Annotated in this window: 20 protein-coding genes, 7 tRNA genes and 1 pseudogene; 17 read left to right on the top strand and 11 right to left on the bottom strand. The window is 74.6% G+C overall.

The features are described from left to right. The first annotated feature begins 4 nt into the window (after nucleotides 1-4). From ACGFX4_RS25640 to ACGFX4_RS25620, 5 genes are all read left to right on the top strand, one after another. Entirely contained in the window at nucleotides 5-628 is a 624-nt protein-coding gene (locus ACGFX4_RS25640; RefSeq protein WP_393078711.1) for a GNAT family N-acetyltransferase, read from the top strand. A 131-nt stretch (nucleotides 629-759) separates the two neighbouring features. Then, a complete protein-coding gene (cbiE, locus tag ACGFX4_RS25635; protein WP_393078708.1) occupies nucleotides 760-2,001 on the top strand; it encodes a precorrin-6y C5,15-methyltransferase (decarboxylating) subunit CbiE in 1,242 nt (413 codons plus the stop codon). Nucleotides 2,002-2,476: 475 nt separating this feature from the next. Continuing rightward, nucleotides 2,477-6,865 (top strand): nicotinate-nucleotide--dimethylbenzimidazole phosphoribosyltransferase, encoded by a 4,389-nt coding sequence (gene cobT, locus ACGFX4_RS25630; RefSeq protein WP_393078705.1) that lies wholly within the window; start codon nucleotides 2,477-2,479, stop codon nucleotides 6,863-6,865. 97 nt (nucleotides 6,866-6,962) lie between these two features. Then, on the top strand, nucleotides 6,963-8,195 hold the full coding sequence (gene cobA, locus ACGFX4_RS25625) for a uroporphyrinogen-III C-methyltransferase (protein ID WP_393078702.1): 1,233 nt from the start codon (nucleotides 6,963-6,965) through the stop codon (nucleotides 8,193-8,195). 67 nt (nucleotides 8,196-8,262) lie between these two features. Continuing rightward, nucleotides 8,263-9,066, top strand: a complete 804-nt coding sequence (locus ACGFX4_RS25620) for a TrmH family RNA methyltransferase (RefSeq protein WP_393078699.1) — start codon at nucleotides 8,263-8,265, stop codon at nucleotides 9,064-9,066. A gap of 53 nt (nucleotides 9,067-9,119) precedes the next feature. Here the strand turns inward: ACGFX4_RS25620 and ACGFX4_RS25615 are convergent, their stop codons facing one another. Continuing rightward, complete coding sequence (locus tag ACGFX4_RS25615; RefSeq protein WP_345700222.1) at nucleotides 9,120-9,671, bottom strand: XRE family transcriptional regulator; 552 nt, start codon at nucleotides 9,669-9,671, stop codon at nucleotides 9,120-9,122. Between the two features lie 67 nt (nucleotides 9,672-9,738). On the opposite strand from ACGFX4_RS25615, the gene ACGFX4_RS25610 reads away from it, so the two are divergent. From ACGFX4_RS25610 to ACGFX4_RS25600, 3 genes are all read left to right on the top strand, one after another. Next, on the top strand, nucleotides 9,739-10,473 hold the full coding sequence (locus ACGFX4_RS25610; protein ID WP_393078696.1) for an AzlC family ABC transporter permease: 735 nt from the start codon (nucleotides 9,739-9,741) through the stop codon (nucleotides 10,471-10,473). 209 nt (nucleotides 10,474-10,682) lie between these two features. Next, nucleotides 10,683-10,991 (top strand): AzlD domain-containing protein, encoded by a 309-nt coding sequence (locus ACGFX4_RS25605; RefSeq protein WP_393078693.1) that lies wholly within the window; start codon nucleotides 10,683-10,685, stop codon nucleotides 10,989-10,991. A 34-nt stretch (nucleotides 10,992-11,025) separates the two neighbouring features. Beyond that, the gene (locus tag ACGFX4_RS25600) at nucleotides 11,026-11,364 is read left to right on the top strand and encodes a hypothetical protein (RefSeq protein WP_393078691.1); all 339 of its coding nucleotides are present in this window, start codon (nucleotides 11,026-11,028) and stop codon (nucleotides 11,362-11,364) included. A gap of 37 nt (nucleotides 11,365-11,401) precedes the next feature. Here ACGFX4_RS25600 and ACGFX4_RS25595 read toward each other — a convergent pair whose 3' ends face one another. Next, nucleotides 11,402-13,450: a serine/threonine-protein kinase gene (locus ACGFX4_RS25595; protein ID WP_393078688.1), complete on the bottom strand. Its 2,049-nt coding sequence runs from the start codon at nucleotides 13,448-13,450 to the stop codon at nucleotides 11,402-11,404. Nucleotides 13,451-13,942: 492 nt separating this feature from the next. Between ACGFX4_RS25595 and ACGFX4_RS25590 the strand changes: the two genes are divergently transcribed. Next, complete coding sequence (locus ACGFX4_RS25590) at nucleotides 13,943-14,137, top strand: hypothetical protein (RefSeq protein ID WP_393078685.1); 195 nt, start codon at nucleotides 13,943-13,945, stop codon at nucleotides 14,135-14,137. Nucleotides 14,138-14,359: 222 nt separating this feature from the next. Here the strand turns inward: ACGFX4_RS25590 and ACGFX4_RS25585 are convergent. The 5 genes from ACGFX4_RS25585 to ACGFX4_RS25565 form a co-directional block, all read right to left on the bottom strand. Further along, a tRNA-Val gene (locus tag ACGFX4_RS25585) sits at nucleotides 14,360-14,431 on the bottom strand. Nucleotides 14,432-14,459: 28 nt separating this feature from the next. Then, nucleotides 14,460-14,531, bottom strand: a tRNA-Val gene (locus ACGFX4_RS25580). Between the two features lie 28 nt (nucleotides 14,532-14,559). After that, nucleotides 14,560-14,631: transfer RNA gene (locus ACGFX4_RS25575), tRNA-Val, on the bottom strand. Nucleotides 14,632-14,664: 33 nt separating this feature from the next. Continuing rightward, nucleotides 14,665-14,738 (bottom strand) — tRNA-Cys (locus ACGFX4_RS25570). Between the two features lie 38 nt (nucleotides 14,739-14,776). Continuing rightward, nucleotides 14,777-14,849, bottom strand: a tRNA-Gly gene (locus ACGFX4_RS25565). A gap of 251 nt (nucleotides 14,850-15,100) precedes the next feature. Between ACGFX4_RS25565 and ACGFX4_RS25560 the strand changes: the two genes are divergently transcribed. Genes ACGFX4_RS25560 through ACGFX4_RS25550 form a run of 3 tightly spaced genes read left to right on the top strand, consistent with a single transcriptional unit; the run spans nucleotide 15,101 to nucleotide 17,890 of the window. Further along, the gene (locus ACGFX4_RS25560) at nucleotides 15,101-16,156 is read left to right on the top strand and encodes a chorismate-binding protein (RefSeq protein ID WP_393078682.1); all 1,056 of its coding nucleotides are present in this window, start codon (nucleotides 15,101-15,103) and stop codon (nucleotides 16,154-16,156) included. A gap of 22 nt (nucleotides 16,157-16,178) precedes the next feature. Continuing rightward, the gene (locus tag ACGFX4_RS25555; protein ID WP_393078679.1) at nucleotides 16,179-17,006 is read left to right on the top strand and encodes an aminotransferase class IV; all 828 of its coding nucleotides are present in this window, start codon (nucleotides 16,179-16,181) and stop codon (nucleotides 17,004-17,006) included. 41 nt (nucleotides 17,007-17,047) lie between these two features. Continuing rightward, nucleotides 17,048-17,890, top strand: coding sequence for a GNAT family N-acetyltransferase (locus ACGFX4_RS25550; RefSeq protein WP_393078677.1), 843 nt, complete (start codon nucleotides 17,048-17,050; stop codon nucleotides 17,888-17,890). A gap of 6 nt (nucleotides 17,891-17,896) precedes the next feature. On the opposite strand, the gene ACGFX4_RS25545 is transcribed toward ACGFX4_RS25550, so the two are convergent. The 3 genes from ACGFX4_RS25545 to ACGFX4_RS25535 all read right to left on the bottom strand — a co-directional run bounded on the left by ACGFX4_RS25545 (nucleotide 17,897) and on the right by ACGFX4_RS25535 (nucleotide 19,679). Continuing rightward, nucleotides 17,897-18,400, bottom strand: a complete 504-nt coding sequence (locus ACGFX4_RS25545; RefSeq protein WP_393078674.1) for a DsbA family protein — start codon at nucleotides 18,398-18,400, stop codon at nucleotides 17,897-17,899. Nucleotides 18,401-18,429: 29 nt separating this feature from the next. Continuing rightward, the gene (locus ACGFX4_RS25540) at nucleotides 18,430-19,002 is read right to left on the bottom strand and encodes a CGNR zinc finger domain-containing protein (RefSeq protein ID WP_345700231.1); all 573 of its coding nucleotides are present in this window, start codon (nucleotides 19,000-19,002) and stop codon (nucleotides 18,430-18,432) included. A gap of 263 nt (nucleotides 19,003-19,265) precedes the next feature. Then, a complete protein-coding gene (locus ACGFX4_RS25535; RefSeq protein WP_030056266.1) occupies nucleotides 19,266-19,679 on the bottom strand; it encodes an SsgA family sporulation/cell division regulator in 414 nt (137 codons plus the stop codon). A gap of 195 nt (nucleotides 19,680-19,874) precedes the next feature. Between ACGFX4_RS25535 and ACGFX4_RS25530 the strand changes: the two genes are divergently transcribed. From ACGFX4_RS25530 to ACGFX4_RS25520, 3 genes are all read left to right on the top strand, one after another. Continuing rightward, nucleotides 19,875-20,312, top strand: coding sequence for a TIGR02611 family protein (locus tag ACGFX4_RS25530; protein WP_393078671.1), 438 nt, complete (start codon nucleotides 19,875-19,877; stop codon nucleotides 20,310-20,312). 67 nt (nucleotides 20,313-20,379) lie between these two features. Beyond that, a tRNA-Val gene (locus tag ACGFX4_RS25525) sits at nucleotides 20,380-20,451 on the top strand. 184 nt (nucleotides 20,452-20,635) lie between these two features. Continuing rightward, nucleotides 20,636-20,707 (top strand) — tRNA-Val (locus tag ACGFX4_RS25520). Between the two features lie 84 nt (nucleotides 20,708-20,791). Here the strand turns inward: ACGFX4_RS25520 and ACGFX4_RS25515 are convergent. After that, nucleotides 20,792-21,553 (bottom strand): exonuclease domain-containing protein, encoded by a 762-nt coding sequence (locus ACGFX4_RS25515; RefSeq protein WP_393078668.1) that lies wholly within the window; start codon nucleotides 21,551-21,553, stop codon nucleotides 20,792-20,794. Between the two features lie 255 nt (nucleotides 21,554-21,808). On the opposite strand from ACGFX4_RS25515, the gene thrS reads away from it, so the two are divergent. Further along, entirely contained in the window at nucleotides 21,809-23,788 is a 1,980-nt protein-coding gene (gene thrS / locus ACGFX4_RS25510) for a threonine--tRNA ligase (RefSeq protein WP_393078666.1), read from the top strand. A gap of 76 nt (nucleotides 23,789-23,864) precedes the next feature. Next, a pseudogene (locus ACGFX4_RS25505) lies at nucleotides 23,865-24,416 on the top strand (HIT family protein); the annotation flags it as partial. Between the last annotated feature and the right edge of the window lie 90 nt (nucleotides 24,417-24,506).

The raw sequence follows: 24,506 nt of genomic DNA, 5'->3' as shown, positions 1-24,506 counted from the left end.
CGGCATGGCAGCGAGCTTCCCCGAGACAGCCATCAGCACCGACCAGTTGCTGCTGCGCCCGCTTGCGGACGAGGACGTGCCCAGCCTGGTCGCGATGTTCGACGACGAGCCGGTCCGCACCTGGACCGACTACCCGCAGCCCTACACCGAGGCGCACGCCCGCGAGTTGGTCCGCCTGCTCGCCCCCGCCAGACGGGCCGACGGGCGCGGAATCGTTTTCGCCGTCACCGAGCACCTCACCCAGCGCGTCGTCGGCCTCGCCGAACTGCGCCGCACCGACTGGCGGCTGCGCGCCACCGAGGTCCGCTTCCTCACCGCCTCCTGGGCCCGCGGCGAGGGCTACGCCCCCGAGGCGGTGCTCGGCGTCGCCCAGTGGCTGTTCGAGGACCGCGACTTCCAGCGCCTCGAACTGCGCACCGCCGCCGGCAACGCCGCCGCCCAGCAGGTCGCCCAGAAGACCGGCGCGATCAGCGAGGGCGTGCTGCGCAACGCCGCCACCGTCCGCGGCGACTGGGGCGACGCCGCCGTGGAGCGCACCGACCTGATCGTCTGGAGCCTGCTCCCCGAGGATCTCGACCCCACCGGCGGCTCCGACCGGGCCGAACGCCCGTACGCCCTGCGGGACTGATACCCGCCGCCCCCACCGATCGCGTGCCAGTGCGGCCACGGCGGCGGCACAACCGGTAGCCTCTGGTGCTGGACGCGCCGGTGCCGGCGCGGCCGACCACGGGGCGGACCAGGCGAGGGAGAGCGGCCGGGATGGCTGACCGGATCACGGTCATCGGGTGGGACGGAACGCCGCTCACGGAGGCCGCCGCCGGCGCGCTCGCCGGAGCGACACTGGTGGCCGGGGCGCCCTACCAACTCAACGCCCTGCCGGTCCCGGCGACCGCCGAGCGGATCGGCCTCGCGGACCTGCGCACCGCCGCCCGCCGGCTGGCCGAGCACCGCGGCACCGCCGTCGTCGTCGCCGAGGGCGACCCCGGCTTCTTCGGCGTCGTGCGCACCCTGCGCCGCCCCGAGTTCGGCCTCGAACTCGAAGTGCTGCCCGCCGTCTCCTCCGTCGCCGCCGCCTTCGCCCGGGCCGGCATGGCCTGGGAGGACGCCCAGGTGGTCTCCGTGCACGGCGGCCGGCTGCGCCGCGCCGCCAACATCTGCCGCGCCCACCCCAAGGTCGCCGTCCTCACCACCGCCGACGCCGGCCCCAGCGAACTCGCCCTGATGCTGCGCGGCGTCCCACGCACCTTCGTGGTCTGCGAGGGGATCGGCACCCCCGAGGAGGACGTCACCGTCCTCGACTCCGAACGCGTCCCCGACCACGACTGGCGCGAACCCAACGTCGTCCTGGTCATCGGCGGCGGCCCGCAGCCCGGTGAGGAGGCGGCCGGCTGGCTGGCCGGCCGACCGCTCGGCTTCCCCGGCCCCGACCGCGGTTGGGCGCTGCCCCGCGGGGCGTACGCGGGCGCGGACGCCGGTGCCCGGCGCGCCACCGCCCTGCCCTCGCACGTCCGCGCGCTCGCGCTGGCCCGGCTCGCGCCCGTCCCCGGCGACCTGGTCTGGACGGTCGGCGCCGGCGACGGCGCACTCGCCGTCGAGACCGCCGGCTTCGGCGCCGCCGTGGTCGCCGTCGAACCCGACCGCGCCGCCTGCGCCCGGATCTCCGCCAACGCCCGCCGCCGCGGCGTCGAGGTGGAGACCGTCCCCGGCGAACCCGCCGACGTGCTCGGCGGCCTGCCCGAACCCGACGCCGTCGCCGTCGAGTCCGGCGGCGCCGACGTGGTCCGCGAGGTGGTCGCCCGCCGCCCCGAACGCCTGGTCGCGGTCGCCGGCTCGCTGGCCGAATCCGGCGAGATCCACCGCATCCTCACCTCCGCCGGGTACCGCACCGACGGCGTCCTGCTGCAGTCCGCGCCGCTCACCGCCGACCCCGACGCCGCCGCCGGAGCGACCCTCGGACGCGCCGACTACACCCTCCTGATCTGGGCCGAGCAGCCCGACTGAGCCCGGCCGCCGCACCCTACCGACCACGCCTTGGACAGCCACGGTGATCCCGGTCGCATCCGGACACGGTTTCGAGAACGCGTCCGCCGCGGCCGGTAGGGTTGGGCCCCTGGGTTGCGCTCGCCGATCCGGTGCATCGTGTCCGATCCGGCACGGTTGTCCCCTTTTTGACGCGTTGCAATCCGAAATGACCCGGATTGCGGGCATTCGACGCGCTGCGCACCGGCCCGGAAGAATGCCCACGGGCCCCGGAGCGGTCGTGCCGCTTGCCCGGGGTTGTCGTTGTTTCAGATGGCGCGCCACCCCGACGGGTGACGCCCGTCCGGTGCTCGACGCCGGACGGTCCGGCCGCAGGTGCTAGTGCTAGGTGCAGACAGGGGCGGGTCGGTGCGAACCCGCTCCCGGCGGAGGTGGGTGCGGCGGTCGGCGACCGCGGCACCGAGGGCGCGCAAGCGGCCCGGAAGGAGCTTTTGACATGACCGATGGCGGCCACGTCCCCAACGGCGGCCCGCTCGCGCCCGAGCCCGGCGACCCCGGGCACGCGCCCGGCGCGCCGCTCGGCAGCCCCTGGTCCACCGAGCACCGGCCCGCGTACACCTTCCTCGACCAGCCCGACCAGCTGGACGAGGAAGAGGACGTCCTGCTGATGCCCGGCCCGCAGGCCGCCTGGGGCGAGCCCATCCACGGCGCCGTCGAGACCGTCAACGTCGACCCCACCGCCGCCGACCTCCCCGTCGGCGACACCATGCCGCTGCGCACCGTCGACGACCCGGCCGCCGCCACCCCGCCCGCCGGCACCCCGGTCGCGCCCTCCTGGCCGCCGCTCACGCCGCCCGCCCCGGCCGCCGCGGAACCGGTCGCGCAGCCCGCGTCCGCGCCCGCGCCCGTCGTCGAACCGCTGACGGCCGCTCAGCCCCAGCCGCGCCGCCCCCTGCACGCCGGCCCGCCGATCCCGGACCCCTCCCTGATGACCGGGCACGTCCCGGTCCGCTCGCTCGCCGACCGCGGCCCCTCCACCACCCCCGGCGGCACCCCCGCCTACGGCGTCCCCGTCCCGCCCGCGCCGCCGCTCACCCCGCTCTTCAGCGACGCCCAGCAGCCCGCACCTGCGGACGCCCCCGCGGCAGCCGCTGCCCCCGCCACCGCACAGCCGGTGCCCGCGGACGCCACCGTGCAGCCCGTGCCCGTGCCCGCGGACGTCGCCGCGCAGCCGGTGCCCGGCGACGCCCCCGCCCAGCTCGCGGACGTCGCCGCGGCAGCCGTTGCCCCCGCCGCAGCAGCGCCCGTCGCCGCGCAGCCCGTGCCCGCCGCCGATCCCGCGCTCGCCACCGCGCAGTCGGTGCCCGGCGACGCCTCCGCCGCAGCGGCGCCCGCGCCCGCGCCCGCCGCCGTGCAGCACCTGCCGGTCGACGCCGTCGCCCAGCCCGTGCCCGCCGCCGATCCCGCGCTCGTGGACCCGGCCGCGGCAGCCGTTGCCGCCGCCGCGCAGCCCGTTCCCGCCGAGGTCGCCGCCGCAGCGCACCTCGCCCAGCCCGCGCCCGAGGCCACCGTCGCAGCGCCCGTCGCGCAGCCCGCGCCCCTGGACGCCACCGCTCAGCCCGTGCCCACGGAGGCGCCCGTGGTCACCGCGGAGCAGCCCCTGCCCGGCGACGGCATCGCCGTCCAGCCCGCGCCCCTGGACGCCACCGCGGCAGCGCACGTCGCCCAGCCCGTCCCGGCAAACACCGTCCCGGCCATGCCCGTTGCGCAGCCCGCCCCCGCCGACGCCCTCCAGCCGGCTCCGGCGGAGGCGGCGTTCCCCGGTCACCTGTCGCCCGCCGACGCACCGCACCCGGGCGTCGGCGGCCAGGACGGTCAGCCGCTCCCGGTCGGTCCGGACGGTCTTCCGCTTGCCCCCGCGCAGCCCCTCGCGGTCGGTGCCGACGGCCAGGTCCTGGCCCAGGCGCAGCCGTTCGCGGTCGGCCCGGACGGTCAGCCGCAGGTCCTCGCCGCCGAGCCGGTCGCCCAGCTCGCCGCTGTCGGTCCCGATGGCCAGCCGCTCCCGGTGGGTCCGGACGGTCTTCCGCTCGCCCCTGCGCAGCCCCTGGCCGTCGGTGTCGACGGCCAGGTCCTGGCCCAGGCGCAGCCGTTCGCGGTCGGTCCCGAGACGCTGCACCTCGCCGCCCCGGTCGCCGCGCTGCCCGTCGACGCCCAGTTCGCCGCTGTCGGCCCGGACGGACAGCCGCTCGCTCCGGTCGGCGCCGAGACCCTGCACCTCGCCGCCCAGGACGCCGCGCCCACCGCGGATGCCCAGGCTCCCGCAGCGGAGGCCGACCCCGCGCCCGCCGACGTCGCCCCGGCGCAGCCGCTGGACGCCGCGGCCGCGGCCCCTCAGCCGCCCGTCGCCGACCCGGCGCAGCCCGTCCACGCGGCGGCGGGGGAGCCCGCCGACGCAGCCCAGCCCGCCCCTGCCGAGCTCGTCGCACCCGAGGCCGTCGCCGCGGTCCCGGCCGACGCGACGATCTCGCTGTCCGCGGACACCGCGCTCGCGCAGGCCCCCGCCGAGTCCCCGCTGGAGCCGGCCGCCGCCGTGCAGCCCGTCGCGGCCGCCGTCGCCGTCGCGGAGCCGGTGGAGGCCCCGGTGGAGGCCCCTGAGGAGGCCCCGGCCCAGGGGGCGATCCCGCCGCAGCAGAGCAGTAGAGGCGGCCAGCACCGCCGGATCTCGGCCTTCCTCGCCGACCCGGCTCCGGTCCTCACGGACCTCGTCCCGGCCGACCTCGCCCCGGTGGAGGCCCCCACCTCCGCCGACCTTCCCCAGGCCGACGCCCCCACCCCCACCTTCGAAGAGCCGAGCGCCACCGTGTCCACCGCAGAGCCCACCCCGATCGCCGCCGACCTCCCCCCGGTCGACGCGTCCACCCCCACCCCCGACGCCCCGGCCGCCGAGCAGACGACCGCCGCCGAGGCCGTCGCCACCGAGGTCACCGCCGAACCCGTCACCGCCGAGCCGGTCACCGCCGAGGCCGTGACCGTTGAGCCGGTCACCGCCGAGGCCGTGACCGCCGAGCCGGTCACCGTCGAGCCCGTCGCCGCCGAGCCCGTGACCGCCGAGGACGCCGACGCCGAGCGTCCGCCGGCCGCCCCGGGCTTCGACGACGCCGGCCGCGACGCCGTGCACCAGGTGATCCGCGAGCGCCGCGACATCCGCAACGGCTTCCGCGGCGACCCGATCCCGCACGAGGTGCTGATCCGCGTCCTCGAAGCGGCGCACACCGCGCCGAGCGTCGGCTACTCGCAGCCGTGGGACTTCGTGGTGATCCGCTCGTCCGAGACCCGCCGCAAGATGCACCAGCTGGCGATGCGTCAGCGCGACGAGTACGCGGACTCGCTGCCCAAGGGCCGGGCGAAGCAGTTCAAGGAAATCAAGATCGAGGCGATCCTCGAGACCCCGGTCAACATCGTGGTGACCGCCGACCGCACCCGCGGCGGCCGGCACACGCTCGGCCGGCACACCCAGCCGCAGATGGCCCCGTACTCGGCCGCCCTGGCCGTGGAGAACCTGTGGCTCGCGGCCCGCGCAGAGGGCCTGGGCGTCGGCTGGGTCAGCTTCTTCGACGAGGAGGAGATGGTCCGCGAGCTCGGCCTGCCCGAGCACCTGGACGTGGTGGCGTACCTGTGCGTCGGCTACGTGGACTCCTTCCCGGACGAGCCGGAGCTGCAGCAGCAGGGCTGGGCGAAGAAGCGCCCGCTGTCCTGGGTGGTGCACGAGGAGCAGTACGGCAACCGCGCGCTGCCCGGCGAGGAGCCGCACGACCTGCTGTCGGACACCCTCCGGGGCATCCGTCCGCTGGACGCGAAGGCGCTCGGCGAGGCGTGGGACCGGCAGAAGCGGATGACCAAGCCGGCCGGTTCGCTCGGCATGCTGGAGATCATCGCGGCGCAGCTGTCCGGCCTGTCCCGGAAGTGCCCGCCGCCGATCCCGGAGCCCGCCTGCGTGGCGATCTTCGCGGGTGACCACGGCGTGCACGCCCAGGGCGTGACCCCGTGGCCGCAGGAGGTCACCGGCCAGATGGTGGGCAACTTCCTGGCCGGGGGAGCGGTGGTCAACGCCTTCGCCGCGCAGGTGGGCGCCGAGGTGTGCGTGGTGGACGTCGGCGTGAAGGTGGACCTGCCGGAGGCGATCCAGCAGGGCCGCACCACCGGTCTGCTGCCGCGCAAGGTCAAGCCGGGCACGGACGACATGACCCAGGGCCCGGCGATGAGCCGCGACGAGGCGCTGCGGGCGATCGAGGTGGGCATCGAGACCGCCCGCGACCTGGTCGCGGCCGGCAACAAGGTGCTGATCACCGGTGACATGGGGATCGCCAACACCACCGCGTCCGCCGCGCTGATCTCGGTCTTCACCGGTGCCGACCCGGTCGAGGTGACCGGTCGCGGCACCGGCATCGACGACGAGACGCACGCCCGCAAGGTGGACGTGATCCGCCGGGCGCTGGCCCTGCACCGGCCCGACCCGGCGGACCCGATCGGTGTGGTCGCCGCGGTCGGTGGCCTGGAGCACGCCGCCCTCGCCGGCTTCCTGCTGGGCGCGGCGTCGCTGCGCACCCCGGTGATCCTGGACGGCGTGATCGCCGGCTCCGCCGCGCTGGTCGCCAAGGCGATCGCCCCCGAGGTGCTCGCCTCCTGCATCGCCGGCCACCGCTCCGCGGAGCCGGGCCACCAGGCGGCGCTCGCCAAGCTCGGCCTGCGTCCGCTGATCGACCTCGACCTGCGACTCGGGGAGGGCACCGGCGCCCTGCTGGCCCTGCCGCTGGTGCAGAGTGCCGCCCGGGCGATGCACGATGTAGCCACCTTCGACTCCGCCGGGGTCACCGAGAAGGCCTGACCCTCATCAGGACCCCCACCCCGCACCGGCCCGAGGGCGCGCCGGTGCGGGGTCGTCCCCTGCCCTTGAGAACCCGCCCACCCAGGAGCTCCCGCCGATGACCGCGCCCACCCCCCACCCCAGCACCGAGGGCCTCACCCCGTACCCGGTCGGCCTGCTGCTCGCCGGCCGCCGCGTCGTCGTGGTCGGCGGCGGCCAGGTCGCCCAGCGGCGCCTGCCCGCGCTGATCGCCTCCGGTGCGGACGTCCAGCTGATCTCGCCGACCACCACGCCCGCCGTCCAGGCGATGGCCGACGCCGGTGAGCTGACCTGGCACGAGCGCCGCTACCAGGACGGCGACCTCGCCGACACCTGGTACGCGCTGGTCGCCACCGACGACCCGGCCGTCAACACCGCCGTCTCCGCCGAGGCCGAGCTGCGGCGGGTGTTCTGCGCGCGCAGCGACGACGCCTCCGCCGCCACCGCGTGGACCCCCGCCTCCGGCCGCGACGGCGGCGCCACCGTCGCCGTCCTGACCGGCGACCCGCGGCACTCCGCCGCGCTGCGCAACGCCATCGTGGACGGGCTGCGGGACGGTTCGCTGGCGGCCCGGCAGTACCGCGAGCGGACCCCGGGCGTGGCCCTGGTCGGCGGCGGCCCGGGCGACCCGGACCTGATCACCGTCCGCGGCCGCCGACTGCTGGCCGACGCCGACGTGGTGGTCGCCGACCGGCTCGCCCCGCGCGAGCTGCTCGCCGAACTGCCGCCGCACGTCGAGGTGATCGACGCCTCGAAGATCCCGTACGGCCGGTACATGGCCCAGGAGGCGATCAACCACACGCTGGTCGAGCACGCCAAGGCCGGCAAGTTCGTGGTCCGGCTCAAGGGCGGCGACCCGTACGTCTTCGGGCGTGGCGGCGAGGAGCTGCTGGCCTGCGTGGAGGCCGGCATCCCGGTCACCGTGGTGCCGGGCATCTCCAGCTCGATCTCGGTGCCCGCCGCGGTCGGCATCCCGGTGACCCACCGGGGGATGACCCACGAGTTCACGGTGATCTCGGGCCACGTCGGCCCGGACGAGCGCTCGCTGACCAACTGGGACGCGCTGGCGCAGATGACCGGCACCCTGGTGCTGCTGATGGCCGTCGACAAGATCGGCGCGATCGCCGCCCGCCTGATCGCCGCCGGCCGCGCCGGGGACACCCCGGTCGCCGTGGTCCAGGAGGGCACCACCGCCGCCCAGCGCCGGGTGGACGCCACCCTCGCCACCGTCGCCGACCGGGTCGCCGCGGAGGGCATCAAGCCCCCGGCGGTCATCGTCATCGGCGACGTGGTGAACGTCCTCGGAGGCTGACCACCGCCAGGGGCCCGGGCACCCGCCGGGCCCCTGACCGGCCCTCCCCACGTGCGAAGATGAGCCGGTGTCCGAGCCACTCACCGTCACCGATCCCGCCGACCCCCGCCTCGCCGACTACACCGGCCTGACGGACGTCGAGCTGCGCCGCCGCCGCGAGCCCGCCGAGGGCCTGTTCATCGCCGAGGGCGAGAAGGTGATCCGCCGCGCGCTCGCGGCCGGGTACCGGATGCGCTCGATGCTGCTGACCGCCAAGTGGCTCGGGGTCATGCAGGACGTGATCGACGCGGCCGAGGCCCCCGTCCACGTCGTCGAACCGGACCTCGCCGAGCAGGTCACCGGCTACCACGTGCACCGCGGCGCGCTCGCCTCGATGGAGCGCAAGCCGCTCCCGGACGCCTCCGAGCTGCTGATCGACGCCCGCCGGGTGGCGGTCCTGGAGGGTCTGGTCGACCACACCAACCTCGGCGCGATCTTCCGTTCCGCCGCGGCGCTCGGCATGGACGCCGTGCTGCTCTCGCCGGACTGCGCGGACCCGCTGTACCGGCGGGCCGTCAAGACCTCCATGGGCGCGGTGTTCTCCGTGCCGTACGCGCGCCTCGACCCGTGGCCGGGCTCGCTGGCGACCGTCCGCGACGCCGGGTTCGAACTGCTCGCCCTCACCCCGTCCGGTGCGGTCGACCTGGCCGTCGCCCGCCCGCACACGCTGCCCCGGGCGGCGCTGATGCTCGGCGCCGAGGGCGACGGCCTGACCGCCAAGGCGCTCGCCGCCGCCGACCGGCGGGTGCGCATCCCGATGGCGCACGGCATCGACTCGCTGAACGTCGGCGCCGCGGCCGCGGTCGCCTTCTACGCCGTCAACGCGGGCTGAACCGTCCGGTTCTGCGTCGCCCCCGCGGGCCGAACCGGCCGGCCCGCGCCCGCTCAGACGTGCTCGACCACCATCGTCGCGGTGGTGTTCGGCTCCAGCGCGGTGAAGATGTGCTTGGCGTCCCCGGCGTAGCTCACGTAGTCGCCGGGGAGCAGCTCGACCGGCTCGTCGACCGGCCCGACCAGGGCGCGGCCGCTGCCGAGCACCACGTGCTCGACCGTGCCGGGCATGTGCGGGTCGGAGATCCGTGACTCGCCGGGCTGGCTGTCGATCCGGTAGACGTCGCGCCGCGCGTTCGGCGGGCAGGACGCCAGCAGGGTCGCCGAGTACGTCGCCTGCTCGGAGTGCATCACCGGGCCCTCGCCCGCCCGGACCACCCGGACCTGCGGGCGCGGCGGGTCGACCAGCCGGCTGAACGGCACGCCCAGGGCCGCCCCGATCGCCCACAGCGTCTCCACGCTGGGATTTCCCGAACCCGACTCCAGCTGCGAGAGCGTCGACTTGGCGATGCCCGCCCGCTTGGCGAGCTCGCTCATCGACACCCCGGCGCGCTCGCGCTCGCGCCGGATGGCGGCGGCGATCAGGCCGATCAGGTCGGTCTCCACGTGTTCGCTCCAGGAGTCGATTCGTTCGCCTTGACGAACGCGGGCTGGGGTGTTCATTCTAATGGACATGCGTTCGTCATTGCGAACATTGGATCGCTCAACCATCCGCGCCATCGCCCTGGTCTGCCTCGCCGACGCCGTGGTCGGTGCCTCCTTCGGCGCCATCACCGTCTCCGGCGGCATGGACGCCTGGGTGCCCGTCCTGCTCTCCGTCGTCGTCTTCGCCGGCGGCTCCCAGTTCGCCGCCGTCGGCGTGCTGCTCGCCGGCGGCAGCGCCCTCGCCGCCGTCGCCGCGGGCCTCGTGCTCAACACCCGCCTGCTCCCGTTCGGCTTCGCCGTCGCCGACGTCCTCGACGGCCCCCGCTGGAAGCGCCTGCTCGGCGCCCACCTGATCACCGACGAGGCCACCGCCTTCGCCCTCCAGCAGCCCGACCGCGCCCGGCGGCGCGCCGCGTACTGGGTCAGCGGGCTCGGGCTGTTCGTGATCTGGAACGTCGCGGTCGTCCTCGGCGCCCTCGCCGGCGGCGCGATCGGCGACACCGACGCCCTCGGCCTGGACGCCGCCTTCCCCGCCGTCCTGCTCGCCCTCGTCCTCCCCGCCGTCACCACCGACCGCCCGACCCGCCGCGCCGCCCTCCTCGGCGCAGCCCTCGCGGTGGCCGCCACCCCCTTCCTCCCGCCGGGCATCCCCGTCCTCCTCGCCCTTGCCGGCCTGGCCCTCGCCACACCCAGGAAGACCCCCACCCCCGACCCGGCCGAGGCGCCGCACACCGCCGTGGCCCGGACTCCCGCAGACCGCTGACACCGCCCGCGGCAGCGCCCCCGAGCCTGCCGCGAAGTTTCGCCGGGTGCCCTGCGTCCCGACGGCCCCGCCCCGTCAGGGGTGCGGGGAACTGCGCGCAGCGGCAGGCACTGAGCCGCACCGTCCCGGGTACCTCCGGCCCGGTGCCCGGCCCGCTTCGTCCTCCACCGACCCGCCCCCGGCCACGTCCTCCTGAAAGGAGCGCCCCCATGTCCCTGTTCGCGATCCTCGCCCTCGCCGCCGGCACCTTCGCCCTGCGCCTGGCCGGTCCCACCTTCCGTACCCGCTTCGAGCTCCCGCCCCGCCTGGAGCGCCTGTTCGCGGTCGCCGCGACCGTCCTGCTGCTCGCCCTGGCCGCGACCGCCGCCCTCACCCAGGGCCCGGAGTTCGCGGGGTGGGCCCGCCCCGCGGGCGTCGCGGTGGCCGGCGTCCTCGCCCTGCGCCGCGCGCCGTTCCCGCTCGTCGTCCTCGCCGCGGCCGGCACCACCGCCGCCCTCCGCGCCTGCGGAATCAGCTGAGGCGCGGCCCGCCGACGGCACTAGGCTGGCGATCATGGGAATCGAGCTCGAACTGCACTCCGTCCGACCGGCGCGCAGGAACTACGAGAAGTCCAGGGCCTCGCTCCTGCGGGCTTCCTACGAGCACGGCGAGGCGCTCGCGGCGGCGCTGGCCAACCTCGACGTCAGGGAGCCGGGCCGGCTCCCGCAGGTGGACCCCTACGGCGACACGCAGTTCAACGAGCAGGAGGCGGAAGTCGCGCTGGGGGAGATCCCCGGGCTGCTGAAGCGGTGCACCAGCGAGTGGCAGAAGGCGGCCGTGGCCGACCTGGCGTCGCTGCTGAAGTCCTGCGCGACGACGCCCGGCAGCTACCTCTGGTTCATCGGCGACTGAGCGGACCCGGCGGGCCCGCCCGGCCCGCTCGGTGCGCTCAGTGCGCCGTGACCGTCCCGGAGACTCCCGCTCCGGGCCAGGACTCCTCGATCCCGCCGTCCGCCCGGACGATGTACCGGGTCGAGGAGCTCGCCCCGGTCTGGGTCACCCGCTCCTCGCGGATCAGCGCGCCGTTCTCCACCCGCCAGGCCGCCGTGGCCCGCGGATCCGCGGCCGACGTCCGGGAGGCGAGCAGCACCGGCGCGTCCGCGTTGAAGCCGAACAGCTGCACCAGGTCGACCGGCACCGCGCCCTCCAGGCGCCGCAGCACCACCACCTCGGCCTGCGCGTCCCGGTAGTGCGCGGGCAGCACCGCGGTGAGCGACACCGGCGCCCCGGCCCCGGAGGCGGCCTGCCCGTCGCGCAGCTGGATCGCGGGGCCGCCGGCCGGGTCGCCGTACGTGCGGTTCGTCCAGTCCACCACCGGCATCGAGCCGACCGCCGGGCCGAGCCCGCCGCCCGCGACGCCGTCCACCCGCGGCCGGACGTCCTCGCCGCCCGCGGCCGCCGCCCCGTCGATCGACAGCGGTGGCACCGGCGGCATCGCGTGCGCCGAGACGCCCGCTGCGGGGCCGAGGCCCCGCGCGTCTCGGTTCTCGCAGCCCTGGGCCGCCGCGATGGCGAGCGCCACCCCGACGGTGACGGTGACGAACACCACGACCCGCTGCCGCAGCAGCCGCCGCCGGGCGGCGGGGGAGCGGCCGGAGAGCGTGCTGTGCTGCCGTTCCCGCCCGGGCACCGGGGTCCGCTCCCGGACCTCCCGCCCGCCCCGGGTGTCCCGGCCGTCCCGTGCGCCCTCGCGGGTGCCGCCGCGGGTGCCGTCCCGTCCGGCCTCGACGAACTCCTGACGCGGCATCGGCGCCGTCGGCGCCTGCCCGTACGGCCGCGCCGGTCGCCGCGCACCGGGTCCGGGTCCGGCGCCGGGCCGCGGGCGGCCCCCGGCCTGCCCCGGACCGGCCGCCGGTCGCGGCGCCGACTCGCCACCCGGCGCCGCCCCGCCGCGCCCGGCGACCCGCGAGGGTCCGCCGCGCCCACCGGCCACCGCGCCGTGCGGTCCGTGCTGCTGCCCGGGTTGCTGTCCCTGCTGCTGTCCGTGCTGTGCGGGCAGCACCGCCTCGCCCTCGGCGGGCCCCGCGCCGGCCGCTGCCTCGGCCGCCGGTCCGGCGCCCGCGCCGCCGAAGCGCCCGCGCCCGAACGCGCCACCCCCGGTCTGCGGCCCGAGCGCGGTGCCGCGCGCCGCCAGCTCCGCCAGCCGCTCGTGCAGCGCGGCGGCCGGCGGCCGCTCGGCGGACTCCTTCGCCAGGCACGCCCGGACCAGCGGTGCCAGGGCCGGCGGCACCGCCGCCAGGTCCGGCTCCTCGTGCACCACCCGGTAGAGCATGACCTCGGAGGAGGCGCCCGACCCGAACGGCGAGTCGCCGGTCAGTGCGAACGCCAGGGTCGCGCCGAACGCGAAGACGTCCGTCGCCGGGGTCACCGCGGCGCCCCGCACCTGCTCGGGCGCGAGGAAGCCGGGCGAGCCCACCGCCGTGCCGACGTGGGTGAGCGTGCTGGCCCCACGGGACCAGGCGATGCCGAAGTCGATGATCCGCGGGCCCTTGGGGGAGAGCAGGATGTTGGACGGCTTCAGGTCGCGGTGGACCACCCCGGCCTCGTGCACCTTGACCAGGCCGTCGGCCAGGGCGGCGCCGATCCGGGCGGCCTCCGGCCAGGGCAGCGGGCCCTCGTCGCCGACCCGCTTGTAGAGCGAGGGCCCGGGGACGTAGGTGGTGGCGAGCCAGGGCCGGTCGGCCTCGATGTCGGAGCCGACCACCCGGGCCGTGCAGCCGCCGCGGATCCGCGAGGCGGCGGCGATCTCGCGGGCGAACCGGGTGCGGAACTCCGCGTCCTCCGCCAGCTCGGCGCGGATCAGTTTGAGCGCGACCCGCTGCCCCTTGCGGTCGGATCCCAGGTAGACCACGCCCATTCCGCCGGCCCCCAGCCGCCGGTGCAGACGGTAGGGGCCGACGATGCGGGGGTCCTCACGCCGCAGCCGCATCATCGCCATTGCTCGCTCTGTTCCCGTCAGCCTGTGGGGTGAGGCCCCGTCGGAGGTGGGGCGCCGTCAAATACTGTCCCGGCACAGCTTACGGACCGCGAGTACCGCTCCGCTGGTTCGCAACACGCGAAGCGCCGGTCCGATTGTCAGATATTCGTCGACCGCTTTCCCGTGCACCCGCGCCGACCGGCCCGGCAGCCCCTCCTCGGGGTCCCTCTCAGGGTTCCCTCGGGGATCGGCTCGACCCCGTGTCCACCCTTGGTAGTACGCGCCACGGACCGGCGTCATCCTTCGGGAGGCCCGGCGAACGGTACGCGGGCATGACGCCCCGCGGCCGCGGTGGCCATAGCGTTGTCATCAGCGGTGGGCGGCCCACTCGTCCCCCGAGGTCAACCGCCCCCGCTCCCCTCCGTATCGACCGAATATCGACCGCCGACCGACAGTGTCGGCACGGTCGCTACGACTTCCACCCCCACGACAGCCAGGCAGGAGCAGAGGATCATGGCACCGCAGCAGCTCGTCCGAGCCGCCCGTCGGCGCAGGCCGTCCACCGCGCACGCCGCGGCGGACACCCGGCATCCGGCCGTGGCGATCGCGATCGCCCTGCCGATAGCGGTCCTGCTGCTGTCGCTGTTCGGTGGTTGGGAGCAACTGGCGACGCAGACCAAAGCGGTCGCCGATCTGATCGCGCGCTGACCCCCGGGGTAGGGGTCGGCGCCGGCCGGGGCCGCGCGCCGCACGGACATGGACGGGCGAGGGCGGTCGCAATCAAGCAGCTCCGGCAGCGCGGTGGCCGGGTGCAGGACGTCGGTGAGGGCGTCCCGCACCCGGCGCCGTAGCCATGCCCGGAAGCTCCTTCAATCTGCCCACAACGCAGCGGAGCCGTGGTCCGAGGACCACGGCTCCGCTCTGCTTCTGTGCGCGATACTGGGATTGAACCAGTGACCCCTACCGTGTCAAGGTAGTGCTCTCCCGCTGAGCTAATCGCGCGGGGTTGTCAAGACCCGAAGGCCCTGCGTGCGCGATACTGGGATTGAACCAGTGACCCCTACCGTGTCAAGGTAGTGCTCTCCCGCTGAGCTAATCGCGCTGGGATGCCAAGCCCCGAAGGCCCTGCGTGCGCGATACTGGGATTGAACCAGTGACCCCTACCGTGTCAAGGTAGTGCTCTCCCGCTGAGCTAATCGCGCGGGGAGGGCTCCTGGCGAACCAGGGGCACCTCTTGGAGGTGGAGACGGGATTTGAACCCGTGTACACGGCTTTGCAGGCCGTTGCCTCGCCTCTCGGCCACTCCACCAGGCAACTTCGAAGAACGATCTTACCTGTTCTCCATCGAGCGGACGACGAGATTCGAACTCGCGACCCTCACCTTGGCAAGGTGATGCTCTACCAACTGAGCCACGTCCGCCTGTCTCCCGGCTGCTTCCCCGTTTTTCTTCGGTTCCGCGTCCCGGCGACGTGTTGAACTCTAGCGGATTCCAGGGCCAGCTGAAAAATCCGTTCCCGCAGCGTGGCGCGGGGATGGCCGTCGACCGCCGCCCGGCGCGCCCGCCCCGCCCGCTCCGCCCGGCCCTCCGGCCCTGCTCCGACCTAGACTTTTCAGCACCGGGGCCGAACCCCGAGCAGGACCCAGCACCACCGAAATCGCGCAGGAGAACCGTGTCCGGCCGCACCACCCCGCTCAGTCCGCACCAGCCGATGGCCCGCTTCGGCGGCCGCCTCGCCACCGGGCTGCGCGAGGTCAGCTCCGACCCGGCCGTGCTCGACACCGAGGGCTTCTGGGCGGTCGCGTACGACTTCGAGGGCCGGCTCACCTGCGCCCGGTTCGACGAGGTCCGCCCCGACCCGGTGCCGCCGGCCGGCGACGGCTGGCTCGGCCCGGGCCCGGACCGCTGGCACAGCTCCCTGGACCGCGAGGCGTACGTCGCGGGCGTCCGCGCCGTCCGCGCGCACATCGCGCGCGGCGAGGTCTACCAGGCCAACCTCTGCCGGGTGATGAGCGCCGAGCTCCCCGATCCGGACCGCTGCGACATCGACGCGCTCACCGGACTGCTCGCGCACGGCAACCCCGCGCCCTACGCAGGAACGATTCGCCTTCCCCAGCACGGCGTGGAGATCGCCACCGCCTCGCCCGAGCTCTACCTGCGCCGCAGCGGCCGCACCGTCCTCTCCGGCCCGATCAAGGGCACCGGCCGCACCGAGGACGACCTGCTGGAGAAGGACCACGCCGAGAACGTGATGATCGTCGACCTGGTCCGCAACGACCTCGGCCAGGTCTGCGGCACCGGCAGCGTCACCGTCCCCGACCTGTGCGTGGTGGAGAAGCACCCCGGCCTGGTCCACCTGGTCTCCACCGTCGAGGGCACCCTGCGCGAGGGCGCCGGCTGGCCCGAGCTGCTCGCCGCCACCTTCCCGCCCGGCTCGGTCACCGGCGCCCCCAAGTCCAGCGCGCTGCGGATCATCGACTCCCTGGAGACCGCCCCGCGCGGCCCCTACTGCGGCGCCGTCGGCTGGGTCGACGCCGACCGCGGCGAGGGCGAACTCGCGGTCGGGATCCGGACGTTCTGGATCGACCGGACGGCAACCGGCGCCACCTTGCGGTTCGGCACCGGCGCCGGCATCACCTGGGGCTCGGACCCCGAGCGCGAATGGGCCGAGACCGAGCTCAAGGCCGCCCGGCTGGTCGCGATAGCGTCGGGAACACCCCTGCACTGAACGACCCTCGAAGGAGCAACACGTGATCTGGGTCAACGGAGCCCTGGCCGACACCGACGCCGCCACCCTGCCCGTCCTCGACCACGGGATCACCGTCGGCGACGGCGTCTTCGAGACGGTCAAGGCCGAGCACGGGCAGCTCTTCGCGCTCACCCGCCACCTCGACCGGCTCACCCGATCCGCCCGCGGCCTCGGCCTGCCCGACCCGGACCACGACCTGGTCCGCGCCGCGTGCGCCGAGGTGGTGGCCGCCAACCCGATGCCGCTCGGCCGACTGCGGATCACCTTCACCGGCGGCACCGCCCCGCTCGGCTCCGAGCGCGGCGACTCCGGTCCCAGCCTGGTGGTCGCCGTCGGCACCGCCGCCCGCCGCCCCGACACCACCGCCGTGGCCACCGTCCCCTGGCGCCGCAACGAGCACAGCGCGGTGGCCGGCCTGAAGACCACCTCCTACGCGGAGAACGTGGTCGCACTGGCCGCCGCCCACCGGGTCGGTGCCTCCGAGGCGCTGTTCGCCAACACCGCGGGCCTGCTCTGCGAGGGCACCGGCTCCAACGTCTTCCTGGTCCTGGACGGCCGGCTGATCACCCCCACCCTGGCCTCCGGCTGCCTGGCCGGCATCACCCGCCGGCTGGTGATCGACTGGACCGGCGCCGAGGAGGTCGACGTCCCGTTCGACGCCCTGCAGCGCGCCGAGGAGGTCTTCCTGACCTCGACCCTGCGCGACGTCCAGGCGGTCACCCGGATCGACGACCGCGAGCTCGCCGGCCCCGGCCCGGTCACCCTCAAGGCGATGGCCACCTTCGCCGAACGGGCCGCCGTCGACGCCGACCCGGTCGCCGCCCGCTGACGGTGCGATAGAACCGGCCCCGGACTGGGCACCGTAGCCACATGACCACCACACTGCGCCCGGCCGGCCCCGAGGAGGGCCTCCCCGGCGGCGGCCGCAGCCGGCGCTGGCTGATCCGTGTCAACGGCCGCCCGGTGGGCGCCCTGCGCACCACCGCCGCCCCGCGCGGCGACCAGTGGTGGGGCGAGATCTCCGAACTCGAGGTCGCCGAGAGCGGCCGCCGCCGCGGCCGCGCGACGGTCGCCGCGCTCGCCGCCGAGGAGGTCCTGCGCGGCTGGGGCTGCACCCGGCTGGACGTCACCGTCCCCGCCGGGGCCCCGGCCGCCCTGGGGCTGGCCCGCACCCTCGGCTACACCGAGCGGATGCGCAACCTCGCCAAGACGCTCGAAGAACCCCCGGAGCTGCCGGGCGATGTGACGGTCCGTCCGATCGGCGCCGCCGAGTACGGGGAATGGCTGGAGCAGGCCAAGGCGGGCTACCGCGCGGACCTGGAACGCTCCGGGCTCAGCCCCGCCCAGGCCCGCGCCAAGTGCGAGACCGACCACCAGCACCTGCTGCCGCGGGGCCACGCCACCGACGGCGTGGCCCTGCGCCGGCTGCTCGACCCCGAGGGCACCGAACTCGGCACCCTCTGGCTCAACCTGCGCGCCGAACTGCTGCCCGACGGTCCGCTCGCCTGGGTCATGGTGGTCGCCGTCCACGAGCCGCACCGCGGCCACGGCCACGGGCGCACCCTGATGCTGCTCGCCGAGCGCGAGTGCCTGGCCGCCGGCGTCCACCGGCTCGGCCTCAACGTCTTCACCGGCAACCGGGTCGCGATCGGCCTCTACGAGTCCCTCGGCTACCGGGTCACCCGCCGGGTGCTCGGCAAACCGCTGATCTAGACGGCTCTAGGCCGCGCCCTTGGCCGCCTCGATGATCGCGACGATCCGCTCGCGCAGGCCGTCCTGGCTCTGGCCGCCGTCGAGCCGCTGCCCGGCGATCACGTAGGTCGGGGTGCCGGTCACGCCGATCGCCCGGCCCTCGGCCACGTCGGCGTCGACCAGCAGCGTGTGCCGGCCGTCGATCAGGGCGGTGTCGACCTCGTCGGCGTCCAGCCCGACCTCGGCCGCGACCTCGACCAGCACCTTCTGGCCGCCCCGCTCCAGGTCCTCCAGCCGCGCCAGCACGGCCTCCACGTACGGCCAGCCCCGGCCCTGCTCGAAGGCCTCGGACGCCGCCTCCGCGGCCGCGTACGCGTGCTTGTGCTTCTCCAGCGGGAAGTGCCGCAGCTCGACGGTCAGCGCGTCGCCGTACTGCTCGCGCAGCGCCCGTACGTCGTCCAGGGCGGTGCGGCAGTCGGGGCACTGGAGCTCGCACCAGAGTTCCAGGCGGGGGAGGGGGGCATCGGTCATGCCCCCAGTCTCTCAGCCCGCGGCGGGGCTCAGGTGCCGGCGGGGACCTGGTCGGCCGAGCGCTGCCGGGCCCGGTAGGCGGCGACGTGCAGCCGGTTGCCGCAGGTCCGGCTGTCGCAGTAGCGGCGCGACCGGTTGCGGGAGAGGTCGACGAAGACCCGGGCGCAGTCCGGCGCCTCGCAGCGGCGCAGCCGCTCGCGCTCGCCGGCCATCACGATGAACGCCAGCGCCATGCCGAGCTCGGCCGCCAGGTGCGGCCCGACCGCGGCGTGCGGGGCGAAGTAGTGGATGTGCCACCCGTGGTGGTCGTGGTTGGTCAACCGGGGCGTCGTCCCGGCCTCGGCGACGATCGCGTTGACCAGCTCGGCGGCCTGCCCGGTGGAGTCGGCCGAGAACACCTCGCGCAGCCGGCCGCGGAGCGCCTGCACCGCCGCCAGGTCCTGCGGGCCGAGGGAGTCGATCTCGCTGATCTCCTGCCGGACCACGAAGGCACCGAGCGCGGTGACATCGGGCAGCTGTTCGCTGCCGCACGCCTCCGGAGCGGTGTTGAGCAGCTCGACCAGAATGCTCAGGGCGCACTCGGTGTCATGGGTGATCAGCACGTGGGGGCTCCTCACGCGGCGGGGGCCTGGGCCGCCCGCACCGGTCATCGGGCCCGACTCTACCGGCAGAGGCCGTCACGGCGTCGGGTCGATCGGATCGGGATGCGGCTGTGCCCCGGGCCGTCCTCCCGTGGGGGGAGGGCCCGGGGCGGTACCCCGAGGCCGCAGACTGCGCGGCTGATCAGTGCGACCGTGCCCCCGAGTAGGACGGACGCGTCGAGTCTCGCCCCGCCGCCGGGTGGCGGCGGGCAGCTCGTTCGGGGTCAGCTTTCGGCGAGGATGTGGGACAGCTCCCGGTCGAGGTCGAAGTGACGGTGTTCGGTGCCGGGGGGCACCGCGGCGTCCGTCCTCTTGAGGAAGGACTCTAGGGCGCGCGCCGGGGCCTCCAGCAGTGCCTCTCCTTCCGGAGAGCTCAGGGCGATGCAGACCACCCCCTGACCGTGGCTCCGCGACGGCCAGACCCGGACGTCGCCGGTACCGGTGGGTCGGTGCAGCCCCTCCGCCAGGAGATCACGGGCGAACACCCACTCGACGGTCTCGTCGGCTCCGGTGTGGAACGTCGCGTGGACGGCGTAGGGGTCGGCGGTGTCGTAGCGCAGGCCCGCGGGGACGGGCAGTGAGGACTCGCTGGACACGATGAGGCGCAGGTGCAGCTCGCAGCTGACCGTGGTGTTCATAAGCGCCAGGGCCTTTCGCTCAGTGTGCGCTCGGGGAATCGCACGTCGGCGAACGGACCATCCCACCTGAAAGCCCGGTGTAAACCCGTCTGTCCCGATTCCGGTGCGAGTCGTACCCCTTCCGGCGCATTGCGGAATCGCCCCGGAGGGGCGGACGGGCCCGGCGGGGGGCGGAACTCGGGTACTTTTCGAGGCATGGCTGTAGGAAGCGACGAAGAGTTGGTGGAGACCATGGGTGGCGACCGCGGGAGCGAGGACCCGGGCCGGCCGGTGGGCTCGCGGGCACCCCGGTTCATCCGGCGCTCCCGGCCGCTGCACCTGTCCTGGCAGGTGCTGATCTTCCTGGTCGGGCTGGCCGTGGTGGTGCTCGGCGTGTTCATGCTGCCGCTGCCCGGTCCGGGCTGGGTGGTCATCTTCCTGGGCATGGGCATCTGGGCGACCGAGTTCGTCTGGGCCCAGCTGGCCCTGCGCTGGACGCGGCGCAAGGTCGCGGAGGCCGCGCAGCGGGCGCTGGACCCCCGGGTCCGCAAGCGCAACATCACGCTGACGGTGATCGGCCTCGCGGTGATCGCCGCGGTCGGCGGCTGGTACCTGTGGCGGTACGGGATGACCCTGCCGTGGGACGTGGGCTGACCGGGCCGGGTGCGGCGAGGGGTGTTCGGAGCACCCGCGCGGATGGGGTAATGTTTTCCCTGCACCCGGGCGATTAGCTCAGCGGGAGAGCACTTCGTTCACACCGAAGGGGTCACTGGTTCGATCCCAGTATCGCCCACCGGAATGCAATGACGTAGGGCCTCGATCAATTAATGATCGGGGCCCTGCGTCATTTCGGCGTGTTCTTCGAGTGGCGGCTGATGGCTATTCAGAAGGGGTGTGCCGGGGCGGAACTGCAGGGGCGTCGGCGGAACGGTTTTGAGCCCCGGGCCCAAGTGGTGCTACAGTTCTTCTCGTTGCCCGGGCGATTAGCTCAGCGGGAGAGCACTTCGTTCACACCGAAGGGGTCACTGGTTCGATCCCAGTATCGCCCACCGAGCACAACACGCAGGCCCCGACGGAGAGTCGGGGCCTGCGGCGTTTCCGGGGCCGGTCGTGGCCGGCGTCGGCGGTCGGCCTCAGGCGGCCAACTCGCAGCGGTGGTGCGGGCCGAGGCGCTCGCCGCAGGAGCAGCGGGCCGGGCGCAGCGGCCAGGAGAGGTCGACCCGCTCCGGCGTCCCCGAGCGGTCGAACCAGCGCTGCAGCCCGCGCGCCTGCGCGATGTGCCAGACGGTCTGCCGCAGTTGGAGCTCGGCCGGGGTGAGCGCGCCGAGCCGCTCCGGGTGGCGGGCGCCCAGCACCCGGACCAGCTCCAGCGAGGCCGCCGCGTCCGCCGAGGCGTCGTGCGCGCCCTCCAGGTCGACGCCGTAGTGCAGGCAGAGGTCGGTCAGCGTGCGCCGGCCGCGGCGGTAGCGGTCGACGTACTTGTCCATCACCCGGGGGTCCAGCACCAGCAGCTCGGCGCCGGCCAGGTGCTCGTCGAGCGAGCCGGCCCGGTGCCGGCGCAGCTCGCGGTCGAGCAGGGTCAGGTCGTACGGGGCGTTCATCACGACCACCGGGACGGCCTCCCGGGCGAGCGCCGCCAGCGCGGCGGCGAGCTCGGTGACCACCGCGCGGGCCGGGCGGCCGTGGGCGCGCACCCGCTCGTCGCTGATGCCGTGGACGGCGCGGGCCTGCTCGGGGATCGGCACCCCGGGGTCGGCCAGCCAGGTCACGGCCTCGGCGGGCGCCCCGGCGGACGGCTGGCGGACCAGGGCGGCGGAGACGATCCGGTCGGACTCCACGTCCACGCCCGTGGTCTCGGTGTCGAAGGAGGCCAGCGGGCCTCGGTACCAGTCCATAGGTCACACCCCCTGGGCCCGGGAGTGCGGCGCGCCGCCGAGGACCGGTGGTGCGCCGCACGCTGCTCTGGTGATACCGCAGTTGACGGCCGCTCAACCGTGTCCGCGACGCTCTGTTGCGGGGAGTGGACCCGAGGGTCACCGGAGCCGCCGGTCCGGCGGGTACGCGCGTGCGCGCCCGGGGCGCGCGGCTCGGTACCATGCACAGGCAGCGAAGTGTTGCGCAAACGGTAGCCAGAACGTCAGGAGAGACCGGTGACGGACGTCCGGATCATCATCAACCGCGAACCCGATCGGGAAGAGCGCGTGGTGACCACGGGCACGACGGCCGCCGACCTGTTCGCCGACGACCGCTCGATCATCGCCGCCCGGGTCGGTGGCGTGCTCAAGGACCTCGCGTACGCGGTCCAGGACGGCGACGAGGTCGAGCCGGTCGAGATCTCCAGCAAGGACGGGCTGGACATCCTGCGGCACTCGACCGCGCACGTGATGGCGCAGGCCGTGCAGCAGACCTTCCCGGACGCCAAGCTCGGCATCGGTCCGCCGATCAAGGACGGCTTCTACTACGACTTCGACGTCGAGAAGCCGTTCCACCCGGACGACCTCAAGGTCATCGAGAAGAAGATGCAGGAGATCATCAAGCGGGGGCAGAAGTTCTCCCGCCGCGTGGTCACCGACGAGGCCGCCCGCGAGGAGCTGGCCGCCGAGCCGTTCAAGCTGGAGCTGATCGGCCTCAAGGGCTCCGCCGCGACCGCCGGCGACGGCGCCGACGTCGAGGTGGGCAGCGGCGAGCTGACCATCTACGACAACCTCGACCCGAAGAGCGGCGAGCTGTGCTGGGGCGACCTCTGTCGCGGCCCGCACCTGCCCTCGACCCGGCACATCCCGGCGTTCAAGATCATGCGCTCGGCCGCCGCCTACTGGCGCGGCAGCGAGAAGAACCCGCAGCTGCAGCGCCTCTACGGCACCGCGTGGCCGACCAAGGACGAGCTGAAGGCCCACCTCGACTTCCTCGAGGAGGCCGCCAAGCGCGACCACCGCAAGCTCGGCAGCGAGCTCGACCTCTTCTCCATCCCGGAGGAGATCGGCTCCGGCCTCGCCGTCTTCCACCCCAAGGGCGGCATCATGCGCCGGGTCATGGAGGACTACTCGCGCAAGCGCCACGAGGAGGCGGGCTACGAGTTCGTCTACACGCCGCACGCGACCAAGGGCACCCTCTTCGAGCTCTCCGGCCACCTGGACTGGTACGCCGACGGCATGTACCCCCCCATGCAGCTCGACGGCGAGACGGACTACTACCTCAAGCCGATGAACTGCCCGATGCACAACCTGATCTACCGCTCGCGCGGTCGGTCGTACCGTGAACTGCCGCTGCGGCTCTTCGAGTTCGGCACGGTCTACCGGTACGAGAAGTCCGGTGTGGTGCACGGCTTGACCCGCGCCCGCGGCTTCACCCAGGACGACGCGCACATCTACTGCACCCGCGAGCAGATGGCGGACGAGCTCGACTCGCTGCTCACCTTCGTGCTGGACCTGCTGCGCGACTACGGCCTGACCGACTTCTACCTGGAGCTCTCCACCAAGGACCCGGAGAAGTTCATCGGCTCGGACGAGGACTGGGCGGAGGCCACCGAGACGCTGCGGGCGGCCGCCGAGAAGCAGAACCTCGAGCTGGTCCTCGACCCGGCCGGGGCCGCCTTCTACGGCCCGAAGATCTCCGTGCAGGCGCGGGACGCGATCGGCCGCACCTGGCAGATGTCCACCATCCAGGTCGACTTCCAGCTGCCGCAGCGTTTCGAGCTGGAGTTCCAGGGCCAGGACGGCAACCGCAGCCGCCCGGTGATGATCCACCGCGCGCTGTTCGGCTCGATCGAGCGCTTCTTCGCGGTGCTGCTGGAGCACTACGCCGGCGCCATGCCGCCGTGGCTCGCCCCGGTCACCGTGGTCGGCATCCCGATCACCGACGAGCACGTGGACTACCTGCGCGAGGTCGCCGCCGAGCTGAAGAAGCACGCCATCCGGATCGAGGTCGACGCCTCCGACGACCGCATGCAGAAGAAGATCCGCAACGCCCAGAAGGCGAAGATCCCGTTCATGCTGATCGCCGGCAACGACGACGTCGAGGCGGGCGCGGTCTCCTTCCGCTACCGCAACGGCGAGCAGAAGAACGGCGTCCCGGTGGCCGACGCGGTCGCCGAGATCGTGGACGCGGTGCAGCGCCGCATCCAGGTCTGACCGGAAACGCACACCGGGGTGGGGCGGGCTCGTACGAGTCCGCCCCACCCTTGGTTGAACGGGTACCCGGCCGAATATGCTGGCGAGCATGATGAGTGAGCCGGAACTGCAGCAGGGCGTGGGCGAACCGGACGGCTTCCGGCGCCTGTGGACACCCCATCGGATGGCGTACATCCAGGGCGAGAACAAGCCCACCGGACCGGCTCCCGACGACGGCTGCCCGTTCTGCTCGATCCCGAAGCTCGGTGACGAGGAGGGGCTGGTCATCGCGCGCGGCACCTCGGTCTTCGCGGTGCTCAACCTCTACCCGTACAACGGCGGCCACCTGATGGTCGTCCCGTACCGGCACGTCGCCGACTACACCGACCTGGACGAGGCCGAGACCGCGGAGCTGGCGGACTACACCAAGCGCGCGATGACCGCGCTGCGGGCCGCCTCCGGGGCGCACGGCTTCAACATCGGCATGAACCAGGGCGCGGCGGCCGGCGCCGGCATCGCGGCGCACCTGCACCAGCACGTGGTGCCGCGCTGGGGCGGGGACACCAACTTCATGCCGGTGGTGGGGCACACCAAGGTGCTGCCGCAGCTGCTGGCCGACACCCGCAAGATGCTCGCGGACGTCTGGCCGCAGGGGGGGGGGGGGGGGGGGGGGGGGGGGGGGGGGGGGGCGGCCGGGCGCGCGGGCGCGGGCCGGGGGGGGGGGGGCCGCCACGCCGGC

Source organism: Kitasatospora sp. NPDC048365 (assembly GCF_043200835.1).
GTDB classification, from domain to species: domain Bacteria; phylum Actinomycetota; class Actinomycetes; order Streptomycetales; family Streptomycetaceae; genus Kitasatospora; species Kitasatospora terrestris.
Note: the sequence above shows the minus strand (reverse complement) of the source record. Positions and strands in the feature narration are given on the sequence as shown.

Bases quoted from the DNA above. Each gene is read 5' to 3' on its own strand.
- ACGFX4_RS25640 (WP_393078711.1), top strand. From the start codon at position 5: ATGGCAGCGAGCTTCCCCGAGACAGCCATCAGCACCGACCAGTTGCTG.
- cbiE (WP_393078708.1), top strand. From the start codon at position 760: ATGGCTGACCGGATCACGGTCATCGGGTGGGACGGAACGCCGCTCACG.
- cobT (WP_393078705.1), top strand. From the start codon at position 2,477: ATGACCGATGGCGGCCACGTCCCCAACGGCGGCCCGCTCGCGCCCGAG.
- cobA (WP_393078702.1), top strand. From the start codon at position 6,963: ATGACCGCGCCCACCCCCCACCCCAGCACCGAGGGCCTCACCCCGTAC.
- ACGFX4_RS25610 (WP_393078696.1), top strand. From the start codon at position 9,739: ATGCGTTCGTCATTGCGAACATTGGATCGCTCAACCATCCGCGCCATC.
- ACGFX4_RS25605 (WP_393078693.1), top strand. From the start codon at position 10,683: ATGTCCCTGTTCGCGATCCTCGCCCTCGCCGCCGGCACCTTCGCCCTG.
- ACGFX4_RS25600 (WP_393078691.1), top strand. From the start codon at position 11,026: ATGGGAATCGAGCTCGAACTGCACTCCGTCCGACCGGCGCGCAGGAAC.
- ACGFX4_RS25595 (WP_393078688.1), bottom strand. From the start codon at position 13,450: ATGGCGATGATGCGGCTGCGGCGTGAGGACCCCCGCATCGTCGGCCCC.
- ACGFX4_RS25590 (WP_393078685.1), top strand. From the start codon at position 13,943: ATGGCACCGCAGCAGCTCGTCCGAGCCGCCCGTCGGCGCAGGCCGTCC.
- ACGFX4_RS25550 (WP_393078677.1), top strand. From the start codon at position 17,048: ATGACCACCACACTGCGCCCGGCCGGCCCCGAGGAGGGCCTCCCCGGC.
- ACGFX4_RS25545 (WP_393078674.1), bottom strand. From the start codon at position 18,400: ATGACCGATGCCCCCCTCCCCCGCCTGGAACTCTGGTGCGAGCTCCAG.
- ACGFX4_RS25535 (WP_030056266.1), bottom strand. From the start codon at position 19,679: ATGAACACCACGGTCAGCTGCGAGCTGCACCTGCGCCTCATCGTGTCC.
- ACGFX4_RS25530 (WP_393078671.1), top strand. From the start codon at position 19,875: ATGGCTGTAGGAAGCGACGAAGAGTTGGTGGAGACCATGGGTGGCGAC.
- ACGFX4_RS25515 (WP_393078668.1), bottom strand. From the start codon at position 21,553: ATGGACTGGTACCGAGGCCCGCTGGCCTCCTTCGACACCGAGACCACG.